Genomic DNA, 16,655 nt, shown 5'->3' with positions numbered 1-16,655 from the left:
ACTAACATTTTACACGAACCTGTTATGGGTTTCTTTATTTGTCGCACTTAATTTTACAATTCATCAAATATATAGAATTATTTATAAGAAACTTGTGCTTTGACTACCTTAAGTTAAGAATGATGATATAATTGTTACATATAATATGAAGGAGTGACATAGATGAAGAAATCTTTAAAAACCCTTGTCGTAAGTTTATTAAGCGCGAATTTAATTGTTGGATCGATGGCAACGATTGTGCAGGCTGAAGAAGTCGGAGACCAGACTGTTGTTACGGAACCACCCGCTGGAGAAATACCTGTTACAGACTCGCCCGAACAACCAGAAGTTCCAGAAAATCCGGAACAGCCAGGCCAATCAAAACAGCCAGAACCAAATCCAGACCCCGAAGAAGAAGGAGACGGAACTGGTGGGGAAGATGAAGAAGGTACCGGTGAAGAAATTGGAGACGGAACTGATGAAGAAGATGAAGACGGAACTGGTGGGGAAGATGAAGAGGAAACGGAAGATGGTGGTTCAGAAGAAACACCAGCTCCGACACCGACTCCAACACCTACACCTACTTATCCGACAAATCCATATATTCCACCAAGAACGGTTCCAAGAACACCAGTATCAACGAGTACAGATGAATCGGAAACATCGCTCGCTACTCAATTTGGAATCAATTCAAATGTTGAGAACTTAGAATCATTATTAGCGGCATCTCTCGAAGATCCTAACTTTGCTTTAGCTTGGGAAGATTATCAATCATTAATCAATGACTTTGAACTAAATGATATTACTTCAGAGACAGCAACAATGGGAAGTACTTTTGATGAAATCTTAACAAACTTTGAAGGTAATGTTGTTCCGGAACAAACGACAACTGAAGATGGACAAAATGTATTAGTCTTCAATTACTCTGAAGAAACAGAAGAAGAAGGAGCTTTACCAGCGCAAATCATCTTAATCGGTGACGAAGCTGGAAACTTAATTGGATCAGCACTCCTACAAGCAAGTACTGCGCAAACAACAAGTGAGCCAGTAAGTTCAGAAACAATACTAGGCTTAGTTGACCAAGAAAATGCCGGCTTGTATGCTGAAGATTTATTTGTCACTGCTTTATATCAGTTATCATCAAATGATGTAACTTACACTATAATTGCGACACCAAGTGCAACTGAAGGAGCTTACGAGTTTATTACTTTAGACAATGAGTATGTATTAAGTCATACAACAGGTGAAGCAGAGGGAACTTCATTACTAAATCAATTACAAGATTCAATTGCTACATATATAGAAGAAATTGAAAATCAAACTGAAGAAGAAGTGACTGAAGAGCCTTCTGAAGAAGCAACAGAAACTGGTGATGAAGAAGTAAGTGATGATGAAGAAACTGCCGAAGAAGAGCCTACAAACCAATTTGTGAAGAGATTTGCTCCAGCAAATTATGAAGAATTAACTTTATTAGACGGTGAAACTATTATTAGTGGATACGAAGAGTTAAGCGGAATGGTCGATGGTGTCACATTAACGGTTACTCCAGAAGAGTTAAGTGACCTTTTAGGGGAACCAAGTAAAGAACAAGTTGCTGGAAATTCAACTTATTACGACTATTATTCTGTTGAGGACGAAAGAATCGTTCTATTAACACTACAAGTAGATTCAAGTAGTAATGTTGTAACAACCATGAAATATGATATTAGAACGCCACGCTTAGATGAAGAGTTTGTAATTAACGTTGAAGAATTATTCGCATTAGCTGAAACTGAATTATCAATTGAAAACTTAAGAAATGGTTTAGATGATGCTAATATTGTGGAACATATCTTTGCGGGTGGACATCAGATTCGTCACGTATGGACAAGTTATACAGACCCAGAAATGCGAAATGTTGAAGCTTACGAAGACACTGAAACAGGCAGTGTAGAGTTGTTCTACTACGATCAAGACTAAAAAGTTTTATAAAGTTTAAGAAATTCTTAAATTGTTGTTGATTTTCTTAAGAGTTGCGTTATAATAGTTTTATAGCATAAAGGACTGAGTTCTTGTGTTCTAAGTTTTAATCAATAATGAATGACTGAGTCAGAATTTATTTAGAAGCTTAAAGATTTATTAAGTTTCAATTTTAACAGAAGTGTTACAAGAATGTATCATCTTGTGTAAACGATTGACGACTAAAATAAATCTTGGTATAGTTTTCTTAAGATGAACTTAAGAAATTCTTTATTTCTATAAAGAATGATGCTTTGGTAAGTTTATCAAATTAGGCATGTTAAACTTGCCAGTTGTAATGTCGCTTAGGAGAATCTATTAAATAGGTCTCAAATTATTAGGAGGAAAACAATTATGAAAAACCTTAAAAAATTAGTAGCTATTTCAGCTGCTGCCCTTACTTTAGCTGGTGTTGGAGCAACTACTGCTAGCGCTGCAATCGTTGTTGATGGAGTTACTTACGATCCACGTAACGTACAAATCGAAAACATGTCACAAGCTGATTACATCGCATTCATCCAAGATGTAGCTGCGCAAATTAACGCTGGTGCTTCACAACGTGATGCATTACGTAACGCTATCGCTACTGCTGAGTCTGCATATGACGCTGAAGAAGAAGCTTATAACGATGCTGTTGCAGAACGTAACGAATTACGTACTGACTTAGATTCTGCAATTGCTGACCGTAACGCTAAACAAGCTCGCGTTGACGAATTAGCAGAAGTTTTACGTTTAACAAACCGTGACTTCGAAGCTGAAAAACAAGCTGCTGCAGAATTATTAGCAGACAAAAAAGCTGAAAACGAATATGCATACAACGAAGTAGTTCGTGATTTACAAGATACTACTACAGCTGCTGAAAATGCTTTAGCAACTGCAAACCAAGAATTACAATCAGCACAAGCTGACGTAACTGCTTACCAAAACGCAGAAAATCCTTGGACACAAGATGAAATCAATGCTGCTGACGCTCGCTTAGCTGATGCAATCGCTGCTCAAGGAACAGCTTCAGCTAACTTATCTACTGCACAAGCTGCTGAAACTAACGGAATTGCTAACGCTGCAAAACAACGTGATGCTGCAAACGTAACTGCTACAGCAGAATACGACCAAACAATCCGTAACATCGAAGCTGCTTATACAGATGCACAAAACATCTACAACAAAGCTGGTATCCAAGGTGACGCACAAGCTGCATACGATAATGCTGTAGCTGCTGCTGACGCTGCTGTTGCAAAAGTTACTGAATTACAAGATGCATTAGCAACTGCAGAAACAAACGTTGAGACTACTTTAGCTGCTAAAGACGCTGCTTACGCTACATTACGTAACGCACAACGTGAATACGCTGCTTTAGAACGTCACATTTCAGAATTAGAATTAGCTTTACACCAAGCAGTAGTAGATGGAAACATCAACTCAAACACTAGCTTAGGTGAAATCACTAAAGAAGAAATGGAAACAATCGAACGCGTACGTGGATTATCTTCAACTGAATTAGAAGACCAATTAACTGACGCTGAGAAAAATGTTGAAGACTTAGAAGAAGAGCAAGACAATGGAGTACCTGGTAACCAAGGTCCAGATACTGACGAAGAAGGAAATACTGTGCCAGGTGAATCTTCAGATGACGAAGAAAATTCAGATGACGAAGAATCTTCAGACGAAGACGAATCTTCAGACGAAGAAGACAACAACAACGGTGGATCTAACAACGGAAACGGATCTAACAACGGTGGATCTAACAAAGGTTCTGGACAAGCAGAATTACCAGAAACTGGTGAGTCTTCTTCATACGCAATCTTTGGAGCTGCTGCATTAGCAGTATTAGCTGGTGTTGGTTTAGTAGCACCTTCATTCAAAAAAGAAAACTAATTTTAACTAATTAGACTTTAAGACCAAGCTTCGGCTTGGTCTTTTTTTTTATACATTTTTTCCTATAATAGATTGAAATACAGACATAAGACTAGTCAGTTTCACTAATATCATTTACAATTAATATAATGACAAGGAGTGAGTGATAATGCTAAATCAAGTAAATATAGGTTTATTTATTACCGGCGGAATTGCCAGTTATAAGATGGGTGAGTTAGCGCGCCAATTAATTAAAAAAGGAGCTAACGTTCGAGTGGTTATGAGTGAAAGTGCTCAGAAATTTATTACGCCACTGACTTTACAAACATTAACTAAACATTCAGTACTAACAGATACTTTTGATGAACATGATCCTGCATCGATTCAACATATTAATATTGCTGATTGGTTAGATGTTGCTTTAGTTGCACCAGCAACAGCGAATATAATAGGAAAGATGGCTAATGGTATTTCAGATGACGCTGTGTCCAGTACATTAATGGCAGTAAATAATTTACGTGTGATCGTTCCGGCAATGAACACTAAAATGTTTGATAATCCAGCAACTCAAGCGAATATTAGTCGCTTAGAGTCTTTCGGTTATGTCGTTATGGAACCTGACGAAGGATTTTTAGCTGAAGGTTATAGTGGAAAAGGGCGTATGCCGTCTGTAGAAGACATTATTGAGATGGTTGAGTACCAATATATGTGTCATAATTCTCCACAATGGCTTGAAGGACAAAAAGTTGTGGTAACTGCCGGTGGAACAGTTGAAAGAATTGACCCTGTACGCTACATTTCAAACGATTCATCTGGTCAGATGGGGTATGCGATGGCTAGAGCGGCAAGTTTTTATGGAGCGGACGTTACTTTAATCTCAACTAAACGTGATTTAAAGGTGCCTCATAATATTACAGCAGTTTATGTGGACTCTGCAGTTGAGATGCAACAAGAGTTGAATAAATACTTTTTAGATACAAATTATGTGGTGATGGCTGCAGCAGTAAGCGATTACCGTGTCCTTAACCGTGCGGATCAAAAGATTAAGAAAGAAGCAGGTAATGATAATTCATTCCAACTTGATTTCGCTGAGAACCCAGATATCCTCGCAACACTTGGTAAAGAGAAGAAGAATCAAGTTTTAATTGGCTTTGCGGCTGAAACAGAGAATCTGTTTGAGTATGCCTCAGGTAAATTAAGAAAGAAAAATGCGAATTGGATTATTGCTAATGATGTATCAAATAAAGGCATTGGTTTTAACTCGACACATAATGAAGTATTAGTGATTGGAGCAGATGGAACTTATGAAGAAATTTCTGTGCGTTCTAAGTTAAATGTTTCTTTAAAAATTTGGCGCATTATTCTTGACCCAAACCATACAACTAATTAGTCGCTGTCAGTTCATCTTAAGTTCGGATGGATATGATATAATGACTAAGTAACTTTACTTCGATAAAGGAGAGTATAATGACACTACAAGTAGATAATTTATTTAGTGGGTACAGACAAGTGCCTGTATTGAAAGATGTTAATTTTTCAATTAAATTTGGAGAAATCGTTGGTTTAATCGGATTAAATGGTGCCGGAAAATCAACGTTATTAAAGACTATTCTTGGTTTAATAGAACCACAACAAGGGTCAGTGAAGATTAACGGCCAATCAATTGTTGATAGCCATAAAGATTATGCACAAAATATTGCTTACATTCCAGAAACACCGATTTTATATGAGGAATTGACTTTAAGAGAGCATATTGAAATGACGGCCCTTGGATATAACATTCCTGTTGATGTCGCCATGCAGCGTGCGGAACCTTTATTGAAGATGTTTAGACTTGACAAGAACCTAAACTGGTTCCCAACGCATTTTTCAAAAGGAATGAAGCAAAAGGTGATGGTAGTCTGTGCATTAATTACAGATGCAAAAATCTTAATTATTGACGAACCATTCTTAGGCTTAGATCCCATTGCGATTCGTGATTTTACTAATTTATTAAAAGAGCGTGCAGCTGATGGAACAGCTATCTTATTCACAACGCATGTGTTGAGTATTGCGGATGAGTTGTGCGATTACTTCTTAATGTTAAGAGCAGGAGTTTTAATCGGTCAAGGTAATGTCTCGCAGTTGAGAGAGCAATTTATGATGCCGGAAGCTTCGTTAGACGATATTTATATCGCGATGACTGAGCAAGAGGAGGCGCTTTAATGGGTGACTTCAAAAGCTTATGGCAACAGCGCTTTTCAAATTACTTAAAGGAAATTGGTAAGTACGCAAGGCTAATCATGAATGATCACTTTTCAATTATTATGCTAGTGATCTTAGCTTTTGGTGCATTGTATTACCGTGAATTACTGATTCAATTACAAGCTTTAGACTTAAGTGTTATTCGTTGGGTAATTATCCTGAGTGTTGTCATTTGGTTGGCAACGATATTTCAATTTGGACAGCCGATGTGGTATACGAAGGATCCTGACAAAAGTTATTTGTTTGCTCGAGGAGAAGAGTGGCATAGTTATTGGTTGAAAGGTGCTTTAGTATCTTTAGTCTTACCAGCGATTATTATTTCACTCGGAACAGCAATGATTATGCCGTTTCTAGATTTGATTTCTGTTTGGAGTTTGAGTCAAAGTTGGTTGCTAATCCTTTATATGGTTGCCTTTAAAGCTATTAGCTTTATGTTACTGTATTTAGATATTTTTAATTTAGGCTTTGCTCAAATCATTGGGCGACCTCTATCCAGATGGCATCATACTTTATTAGTTGCAGTCGCGTTATTCATAACGTTTAGTTTACCTGTGACATTTAATATATACATACCTTTGGTGATGCTTTTACTCTTGATTGTTTATATCGCCTGGGCGATGACTCAAAGAAGTAACCGCTGGGTGGCTTTTGATCATATTGTGGAAGAAGAGACGCGTCGTGAGGCAAGTTTATATAAGTGGATTTCGATTTTTGCGGATGTACCTCACTTGAGACCATCGATTAAACGCCGTCCATATTTAGATGGGTTACTGTCATTCATGAAGAACTTGAATAATAACCGCTATTCATTCTTATTCTTGAGAGCTATATTTAGAAATAATGCATACAGTGGTGTTTGGTTACGTGTGACGTTATTTATTTCTGTACTGATCATGATGACAAGTAATATTTGGATGTTATTAGGAATGGGTGTCTTGAGTCATGTACTCACGTTTATCCAGCTAGTTCCATTGATGAAATTATATAGTAATCAACCTTTCCAAATTATTTATCCAAACCGAGAAGGGTCTATTGTTAAAGCATTTCAAGGAACATCTTTAGTCATTGCCTTTATTCAATTGCTTGTGTATGCAGTGATTGCTGTATTGACTCAGCCACTAACACTTCAGTTAGCTTATATTATTATGGCTTGGATCGCAGTGGCGATGTTGATGATTTTCTTATATGTACCATGGTGGTACAAAAAACAGACAGATTAAATAGGGAAGCGCTCAACAATGTTGGGCGCTATTTTTGAATTGGAATGATAATTGTGTCCCTGAGAAAATATCAGGCCACCAAGTTGCGAAAAACCATCTTTGAGAAATTCTCAAGGACCTAAATCCCTATAATTCCAAAATTCACAGCCAATGCCAACTCTGTTACATTATTGAGTTTAATATTTCATAATAATCTATTTCACAAACTATTCATTGTGTTCGCTAACTTGCGAATTTTTACAAACCTGAATTTCTGGAATTGCCTACAAGTAATGATTAAAAGATTATAAACTTTGGAATAAAAGGATTTTGTAACAGCGGTTAATAACTTAAATTCAATTTTCACAAGCCTATAAGCAATTATTATAAGGATATTGAATAGGATGAAAACTCTGTTATGTCAATATTCAAGCTGTTTTCACAAAGTTACTCATAATATTTTAACTTAAATTTTAAATATCTTTGTGATATGATGTACTTATTAGATTTAAAAAGGTATATTAGGGGGAAATAATTGATGAAAGTTGTAATTATTGGTGCTAACCATGCGGGGATTGCTGCAGCGAATGTTTTACTTGATGAGTACGAAGGTCATGAAGTAGTATTAATTGAGAAAAATGATAACATTAGTTATGTTGGAGCAGGTACTGCTTTATGGGTTGCTCGCGAAGTAGAAAATCGTAATGATTTATTCTATACAGAGAGTGGAGATTTTGAAGATAAAGGTGCACGCATCTTAATGGAAACAACAGTTGATCGTGTTGATTATGATAATAAAGTTGTTCATGCTGTAACAAAAGACGGTGAAGAGATTGAAGAATCATATGATAAATTAATCTTAGCAACTGGTTCTAAACCAATTGAACCAAATGTGCCAGGTAAAGACTTAGACGGAATCCACTTCTTGAAATTATTCCAAGAAGGACAAGCGGTTGATGAAGAGTTAAACAGTGATAAAATTGAAAAAGTTGCTGTAATCGGTGCTGGTTATATTGGTGTTGAGATTGCAGAAGCAATTCAACGTCGCGGTAAACAAGTATTATTATTCGATGCAATGTCTACATCATTATCAAACTATTATGATGAAGAGTTTGCTCAATTAATGGACAAAAACTTAGCTGACAACGGCTTAGACTTACACTTTGGTGAATTAGCTGAAGCTTATGAAGGTGAAGAAGGTCGTGTTAAAGCAATTAAAACAAATAAAGGTCAGTATGACGTTGATTTAGTAGTTAACGCTATTGGTTTCCGTCCAAACAATGACTTAGGTCAAGACCATTTAGAATTATTTGCGAATGGAGCTTACTTAGTAGACCGTCACCAACAAACAAGTGATCCAGATGTTTATGCAATTGGTGACTGTGCGACAGTTTACTCTAATGCTTTACAAGATACAGCTTACATCGCATTAGCAAGTAACGCTGTTCGTTCAGGAATCGTTGGAGGACATAACGTTGCTGGAACTGACTTAGAACACGTGGGTGTTCAAGGATCAAACGGTATTTCAATCTTTGGTTTAAACTTAGTATCAACGGGATACTCAGTAAAAGCTTGTCAACGTTTTGGTATTGATGTGGATTATGTTGAGCATGAAGATGTTCAAAAATCACCTTACATGAGCGATAATGAAACAGTTAAGATCCGTATCGTCTTTGAAAAAGGAACTCGCCGTATTGTGGGAGCTCAAATTGCTTCACGTTATGACATGTCAGCAACGATTCATATGTTCTCATTAGCCATTCAACAAAAAGTAACGATTGATACGTTGAAGTTAACAGATATTTTCTTCTTACCTCACTTCAACCAACCTTACAACTACATCACAATGGCTGCATTAAAAGCAAAATAATATATTCAAACTCAAACCGCTATTTTATAGCGGCTTTTTTATTTTGAGCTAAGATTTTTGTTTGCCTTAGTACTTTTGATATCATAGGAGAGAGGATGAACAACTTATCCATGATAATACAATCACTTAGGAGGAATAACATGAAAGCATGGACAATTACTGAACCAGGTGGCGTAGATAAATTAATTCAAGAAGAAAGTACGACGCCACTTCCAGCAGATGGTGAAGTGTTAATTAAAGTAAAAGCTTTCGGTATTAACCGAACTGAGATTCTTACGCGAGAGAACAAACAACTAGAAGCACCGTATCCAGTGTTAGGAATTGAAGTTGCAGGTGAAATAATTGAAAATCGCTCTGATCGAACAGACCTAAAACCAGGAACGCGCGTTGCTGGCTTAGTCATTCAAGGATCGTATCAAGAATACGCAGTGATGCCCGCAGAGTTCGCGATGATTTTACCAGAGAATTTGACATATGAAGAAGGCGCTGCGATTCCAGAAGTATTTTTAACTGCTTATCAAACTATGTACTGGTTAGGTGAGTTGAAAAAAGGTGAAAGTATTTTAATTCATGCAGGTGCTAGTGGAGTGGGAACAGCCGCAATTCAAATGGCCAAGCAATTAAGTGACGCCAAAATCTTATCGACATCCAGTCGCAAAGAGAAATTAGAGAAAATGAAAGAATTAGGATCTGATTTTCCGATTAATTATAAAGAAGAAGATATCGCCAAACGGGTGCTTGAAGAAACAAATGACGAAGGTGTTGACGTTATTTTAGACTTTATTGGAGCTTCTTATTATGACTTAAATCTAAAAAGTGCCAAGGTCGATTCGAGATGGATACTGATTGGGACACTAGGTGGATCTGAAGTGGAGCAATTTAATATTTTTGATATTATGCAGAAACGCATTCATCTTAAGGGGACGCTCTTGACCCCAAGAAGCAATGCTTATAAAGGTGTGTTAACGAAAGAGTTCGTGAAGAACGTCATGCCGCATTTTGCATCAGGGGAAATCAAAGCAATTATTCATGAAGTACTCGATTTCTCAGAGCTACCAAAAGCGCATGAGATGATGGAAAACAACGAGAATATCGGAAAAATAATCGTCAAAATCAATGAGTAAACCTTTATATAGGAAATAACAAATTATTAAGTGTTATAATCACTATTTATAATGAAAATGTGTTAAAATACTCAGTAATGAAGAAAGTCAGAAAGGAAATGAATGTATGGAATTAAACAAAGAATTATTAGTAAACTTAACAGAAGTAAACGGGATTGCCGGAAATGAAACGCAAGTCCGTGAACTTTTCAAGAAAGAAACGGAATCTTATGTGGACGAATTCGTTCAAGATGGTTTAGGAGGTATCTTCGGTAAACACACTGGTAACGAAGCGGGTCCTAAAGTATTAATGGCAGCTCACATGGATGAGGTTGGTTTTATGGTGAGTGAAATCACTGATAAAGGATTCATCAAATTCGTTACGATCGGTGGCTGGTGGAGTCAAGTTGTTCTCGCACAAGAAGTTGTTATTACAACAAGAGATGGTAAAGAAATCGAAGGGGTTACTGGGTCAAAACCACCTCACGTATTGACAGCAGAAGCGCGTAAAAAACCAATCGACATGAAAGATATCTTTATCGATGTTGGAGGACAATCAAAAGAAGACATTGAAAAAATGGGCATCCGTCCTGGTGACATGATTACACCATTAATTAAAACTCGTCGCCTAAACGACACACCATTCCTACTAGGGAAAGCATGGGACAACCGAATTGGCGTGGCGGTAGCAGTAGAAGTCTTAAAACACGCCAAAGAAAAAGGCCATCAAACAGTACTTTATTCTGGGGCGAATGTTCAAGAGGAAGTTGGCTTGCGTGGTGCTAAAGTAGCTGCGAACTTAGTTCAACCAGATATCGCGATCGCCTTAGATACAGGTACTGCAGGTGATACGCCAGGCATGACTAAAGCAGAAGCGGATAGTGAATTAGGAAAAGGGCCACAAGTTATTGTCTTTGACGCGTCGATGATTTCTCACAAAGGTTTACGTGACTTTGTCGTAAACATTGCTGAAAAACATGACATTCCATTCCAATATACATTTATTCCAGGTGGAGGAACAGACGCTGGATCGATTCATACAGCTCAAGCAGGTATTCCATCCATCGCGATTACGGTTCCGGTTCGCTACTTACATTCAACTACTTCAGTCATTCATGAAGATGACTTCAAAAACACTGTACGCTTAGTGACAGCAATTTTAGATGAGTTAAATACAGAAACTGTTGCGACAATTAAAGAAAATGTTTAGAGAAAGAGGATAACAACTATGATTTTTGTGGATAATGGTAATAATTATGATGCCAGCCTGAATATTGCACTAGAAACTTATTTAGTAGAAAATCGTCTAGTTGACGAACCGATTCTGCTATTCTATATTAATGAACCTTCAATTATCGTTGGACGTAATCAAAATACGACGGAAGAAATTAACCAATCGTATGTTGACGAACATAATGTGCAAGTTGTTCGTCGTATGTCTGGTGGCGGGGCCGTATATCATGATCTAGGAAACTTTTGTTTCTGCTTTATTAAAGATGATGATGGAACTTTCCGCGACTTCAAGAGTGTGACGGAACCCATCATCGACGCTCTACATAAGATGGGAGCAACGGAAGCAGCTTTAGAAGGGCGTAATGACCTACTTATTGATGGGAAGAAATTCTCTGGAAATGCTATGTACGCTAAAGACGGTCGAATGACAGCTCACGGAACTATTTTATTTGATTCAGACTTAGACGAGACTAATAATGTATTAAAACCAAGAAAAGCTAAAATTGAATCAAAAGGAATTAAGTCTGTACGCTCACGTGTCACAAATATCAAACCTTACGTTGATGAAAAATACCGTGATTTATCTACAGAAGAGTTTAGAGATTTAATTCTTTTAGAAATCTTTGGAGTGGATAAACGTGAAGATGTCCCAGAACTTAAATTAACAGATGAGATTTGGGAAGGCGTTTATAAACTACGTGAAGAACGTATGGGGAATTGGGAATGGAATTACGGTAAATCACCGGACTTTGATTTTGAGCAAAGTCATAAATTCCCATTCGGTTTTGTTGATATTCGCTTTAACGTGAAGCAAGGTGTCATTGAAGATGCACGTATTTATGGAGACTTCTTTGGTTTAGGTAATATTAAAGATGTTGAAGAGAAATTAAATGGCGTAAGATATGAACGCCAAGCAGTGACAGAAGCTTTAGCTGATGTTGATGTGAATAAATATTTTGGAAATACGACTTTAGAAGAGATTGTTAACTTAATCTTCGCATAAAAACATAAAGAAAGCCCCGCTGATTTGCGTTATAACAAATCAGCGGGGCTATTTTTAATTATTCACCTTGTAATTGATGACCAATACCAACCATAATATCACGGAAGTCTGTGATATAACTGATTTCTGAGAAATCTTCATCGGTATCTGAATACCAAACGTAAGTTATAACAGAGTTAGGGAAGTCATGATAGATACTATCTGGTTGTCCAATTTGATCAACCATTTCGTTATAAGTTACTCCACTCGTGTGTGAAAGTTGATTCAATTGAGACGGTGTGATGTCGAAGTCTTTCTCAAGATTACCATCGGTATCCGAATGTTCATTTAAAGCATAAACTTTATCATCTAATAACACAACGATGTAATCAGTACTTGAATCACTATCACCAACTGAATATACTAATAATTCATAAGATCCGGCCAAAGAAATTGTAGTTGGATCACCCAACGTTTCAACCACTTGTTTTCTTTCAATCACGGTTCCTTCTTTGTACAACTCTAAAGCATAATCAACTAATTCAGAGTAGGTATCGGAAAAAGCATCCGAATCTTCATATACTACATCTTCGAAATCGATGTTAAATGTCAGATTAATCACTTCTTCGTCTTCTTCAGTTGAGATATCTGCGATCACTTCTAAACTTGTCGCTTCATCTTCTCTTTCTAAATTGAAAAATTGACGCGAAGTAGAATCATCAAGTTCTTCTTCTGAGCTAGGCTCTCCAAAGGTTTCATGTAATTTCTCTACTGAATAAACTTCTTCGTTAAGCATAGCATCAACGAAAACACTATTTTCTTCTTCTGCTAAAGACTTAACGTCTTCTGCAAAAACAGGTGTAGCTCCACTTAAGCCAGTGAGACTTAGTGATACGATTACGACATATTTCAAATACTTCATCATCCAATCTGCTCCTTTATAAAAAATACTTCACTAACGCTATTATACGTCAGTGAAGCATTAGCTCCAATAAAGGAATTGTAAAGTTTGTGTAAATGTACGACTGTAATATTACCCTCTATTATAAACGTCAGGGAATAATTGATTTAACATTGCTTTTCCTAAAAGACGAGGTGTTCCTTCGCCTGGGAAGCGGTGAATCGCAATCATCGGATTAAAGTTTGCTTCGATAATACCGTAATTATCCTGAGTAGGTTCTTTAGTGTAATCTTCAATAATGATATCTACACCACAGAAGTTTGCTTCAAGTAATTGAGAAGCTTTTTCAGCAATCTTCTTATAACCTTCATGCGTATCATCGGTACGGTCAATTGAAACTCCACCGGTCGACACATTACTGTTCTCTCGTAAGTATACTGTCTTACCATCTTCTGGTATAGAATCAAAAGTATATCCATAGTTTTTTAATTGAAGTGTCTCAATTTCACCTTTTTCAATGATTGTTAAAGGTGCTTTATGATCGCGTCCACGTAGTGGATTTTTGTTCACTTCATCAATTAACTCGCCAATGGTAGACACTCCGTCTCCAATGACATGAGCTGGGCGACGTTCAACTATTGCCATGGTTTGGTTATTTTGAATATAGAAGCGTAATTCAGTTCCTTCTATATACTCCTCAACTAAAACCGTATGATCTTCCTTATAGGCAAAGTTTAAAGCATCAATATAATCTTCTTCACCCGGTTTACCTCTGAAGATTGTAATACCTAAACCGTAATTTGTATTCTTAGGTTTTACTACAATAGCTTTATCCGGTAGGGAAGTGTAGTATGCTTTCGCATCTTCAATGTTACTAAATGATGTTCCTGAAGGGACTTTAAGACCAGCATCATCGAGTAAGACTTTTGTTGCGACTTTATTTTCCATTAAGAAATAACTGATTAAAGAATCAAGTCGAGTCATATTTGCACTTTTAACGTATTCAGTTTGTCCTTGGAAAGATAATTCGATCACATTTTCCTCACCGTCAATGATTCTTACTTTAATACCCGTTTTAATTGCTTCTTTAAGCACATCTTGTGTTGATAATTCGAGATTTTCAAAGCCATGTAATAAGTATGGTTTATCTAAGTAAACTTCTTGATGTTCTTTGGCAAGGCGTAAGCCCATCTCAAGGAAACTATCATAGTCAGTTGCTTCTTCAACAATGCGTCCAGCTAAAGTTAATGAAGGATCTTCAAGTGAAGCTTCAACTTTATCTACTATAGAAGAGACATTATCTGTGTTAGATAATTGATCGGCAACTTCGCGCATAGCAGTGACTAACCATTTAGCTTCATCTATGTCCATTGGAGCATCTAAAGCGTCCGCTTCTGAAGTTGCATAATTCATCTGAGTTCCTTTTACGATCTCAGTGTCGTATTTTACATCTGGGATAAATAAAAGTGTAATTAAAAAAAGACGAACCAATGCGATTGTTTCATCATCAATCCCATGAGGATGATAAGGATTCAAATCGATGTTACGAAATTCAAGATAACTAATTCCTTTATCTAAAAGTTCTCGGGCATTCGCTCCTCCACGGAGACGAACATCACGGTACAATTCTTTCTCTAAAGAAAGAGCACCAGAATCAATGGCATCTTCTATAGAAGTAACAAAGTCTTCTAAAGAATCATAGTTCATCACAACAGACTCTTTGTTCTGATAACCATAACGACTTTGTCTAATTGAACGCATTCTCTCTGCATGAGGTTTACCATATAAGTTTGTCGCATAGTTAGGAGCAACAAAAGGTGAAGCACCTATGAGATAAGTTAGTAACCAACGATAGCGGAAATAATTTCTAGCTAAATGCATATAAATCTTATTATTGAATTGCAATTCATCGTCATAATCAGACTGAGCTTCAAATGAATCATGTTCGGTATCAGGATTAATCTGGAAGTTATAATGAATTCCAGAAATTAATTGAACATGCTTACCATATAATTCGGCTAGAAATGCCCGGTAATTATACTCTTCAATCTTCTCTAACTGAGCAATCTTAATATCCTCAGTATTCTCTGGGATAATTACCGGTGTACTAAACGGCCATAATAAGTCTCCGTTCTCTTCATTCGTCGTTGCGACGATTTGATGGAAGGAGCTTAACCAATCTTGCAGTTCACTGATAGACTCAGTAGGGGGCGTGATTAATTCTAATTGACTTTCTCCAAAGTCAGTTTGTATATAAGGTTGTTGTTTACGTGTTCCCCACTCAGAAGAATGAAGGTGCTTAGATATATTCCCTTCATGGTTCACGCGTAAAGATTCTCGCTCAAGTCCAACTGTACTACGCCATAGGCCAGGAACTTGATCGAGTTTAAAGTAACTCTCTTGTATCTTCACTATAATCCTCCTTTGAATTAAGAGTATAATACATTATACAATAATATCAGACATTATATAGTAGAAAGTGATTCCAAAAGTAAAAAGCTAAGATAGAAATAAAGAATTATGAATAAAGTAATAAATAGTGTTGACACTATACTGCAACCCATGGTATATTATTTCTTGTCGTCACGAGACGTTGTAACAATGTTTGGCGATAACTTTGTAAGTTTACATAGAATTTACATAAAGTTTACAAAAAAACGAAATAAGTATTGACGAAATGATTCGTCGATGATACTATAACATAAGTTGCTACTACAACATGTGTAGCGCTTACAACTTTTGAAGCGAGTTATAAATTTGTTTCAAAAAATGCTTTACAGATTATGCGAAGTATGATAGGATATAAAAGTTGTCATTTGAGATTACATCACTTAAAAAAGAAATAATAAAAAGTGAAAAAAGTGATTGACACTAACATATCAAACATGTTACTATATAAAAGTTGTCATTTTCGACAACGATTAAACGAGGCAGCGCTGATAAAAAAAGTGAAAAATATTGTTGACACAATATAGCCCGCATGATAAGATATGAAAGTCGTCAAACAGCGACAACATCACAACGAAGTGTTAAATGAATTTAAAAATTATTTAAAATCTTCAAATAAGTTGTTGACTTCGAGTCACAACCGTGATATTCTATAAAAGTTGTTAAAACAAACGACATCACTTCGAAATGAAGTTGAGAAAATACTTTTAAAAAAGTGTTGACATCCACTTCGCGGACGTGATAAACTGTAAAAGTTGTTGTTCAACAAAAGGACAACGAAAGCTCATTGAAAACTGAACAAAGATAAACACACCAAATGTGTAAGGGGATCTGTTCTACGGAA

11 protein-coding genes are annotated in these 16,655 nt (G+C 36.6%); 9 read left to right on the top strand and 2 right to left on the bottom strand.

Annotated elements, in window-relative coordinates; genetic code table 11:
- Positions 1-162: 162 nt before the first annotated feature.
- From ACFO5Y_RS07435 to ACFO5Y_RS07395, 9 genes are all read left to right on the top strand, one after another.
- The gene (locus ACFO5Y_RS07435) at positions 163-1,938 is read left to right on the top strand and encodes a hypothetical protein (RefSeq protein WP_197105230.1); all 1,776 of its coding nucleotides are present in this window, start codon (positions 163-165) and stop codon (positions 1,936-1,938) included.
- Between the two features lie 393 nt (positions 1,939-2,331).
- On the top strand, positions 2,332-3,852 hold the full coding sequence (locus ACFO5Y_RS07430; protein ID WP_197105231.1) for an LPXTG cell wall anchor domain-containing protein: 1,521 nt from the start codon (positions 2,332-2,334) through the stop codon (positions 3,850-3,852).
- A gap of 148 nt (positions 3,853-4,000) precedes the next feature.
- The gene (gene coaBC, locus ACFO5Y_RS07425; protein WP_197105232.1) at positions 4,001-5,221 is read left to right on the top strand and encodes a bifunctional phosphopantothenoylcysteine decarboxylase/phosphopantothenate--cysteine ligase CoaBC; all 1,221 of its coding nucleotides are present in this window, start codon (positions 4,001-4,003) and stop codon (positions 5,219-5,221) included.
- A 77-nt stretch (positions 5,222-5,298) separates the two neighbouring features.
- Positions 5,299-6,036, top strand: coding sequence for an ABC transporter ATP-binding protein (locus ACFO5Y_RS07420; protein ID WP_197105233.1), 738 nt, complete (start codon positions 5,299-5,301; stop codon positions 6,034-6,036).
- Entirely contained in the window at positions 6,036-7,295 is a 1,260-nt protein-coding gene (locus ACFO5Y_RS07415; RefSeq protein WP_197105234.1) for an ABC transporter permease, read from the top strand. The genes ACFO5Y_RS07420 and ACFO5Y_RS07415 overlap by 1 nt, the downstream gene beginning before the upstream one ends.
- Before the next feature lie 517 nt (positions 7,296-7,812).
- Positions 7,813-9,144, top strand: coding sequence for a H2O-forming NADH oxidase (nox, locus tag ACFO5Y_RS07410; protein WP_197105240.1), 1,332 nt, complete (start codon positions 7,813-7,815; stop codon positions 9,142-9,144).
- Positions 9,145-9,284: 140 nt separating this feature from the next.
- A complete protein-coding gene (locus tag ACFO5Y_RS07405; RefSeq protein ID WP_197105235.1) occupies positions 9,285-10,268 on the top strand; it encodes an NAD(P)H-quinone oxidoreductase in 984 nt (327 codons plus the stop codon).
- Between the two features lie 106 nt (positions 10,269-10,374).
- Entirely contained in the window at positions 10,375-11,457 is a 1,083-nt protein-coding gene (locus ACFO5Y_RS07400) for a M42 family metallopeptidase (RefSeq protein WP_197105236.1), read from the top strand.
- 18 nt (positions 11,458-11,475) lie between these two features.
- Positions 11,476-12,483: a lipoate--protein ligase gene (locus ACFO5Y_RS07395; RefSeq protein ID WP_197105237.1), complete on the top strand. Its 1,008-nt coding sequence runs from the start codon at positions 11,476-11,478 to the stop codon at positions 12,481-12,483.
- Between the two features lie 58 nt (positions 12,484-12,541).
- Here ACFO5Y_RS07395 and ACFO5Y_RS07390 read toward each other — a convergent pair whose 3' ends face one another.
- Positions 12,542-13,387 carry a hypothetical protein gene (locus ACFO5Y_RS07390; protein ID WP_197105238.1) on the bottom strand — a complete coding sequence of 282 codons (846 nt, stop codon included), beginning with the start codon at positions 13,385-13,387 and terminating at the stop codon, positions 12,542-12,544.
- Between the two features lie 108 nt (positions 13,388-13,495).
- Positions 13,496-15,775 carry a bifunctional glutamate--cysteine ligase GshA/glutathione synthetase GshB gene (gene gshAB / locus ACFO5Y_RS07385; protein WP_197105239.1) on the bottom strand — a complete coding sequence of 760 codons (2,280 nt, stop codon included), beginning with the start codon at positions 15,773-15,775 and terminating at the stop codon, positions 13,496-13,498.
- Between the last annotated feature and the right edge of the window lie 880 nt (positions 15,776-16,655).

The organism is Ruoffia tabacinasalis (assembly GCF_042652985.1).
In the GTDB taxonomy this organism is placed as follows: domain Bacteria; phylum Bacillota; class Bacilli; order Lactobacillales; family Aerococcaceae; genus Ruoffia; species Ruoffia tabacinasalis.
Note: the sequence above shows the minus strand (reverse complement) of the source record. Positions and strands in the feature narration are given on the sequence as shown.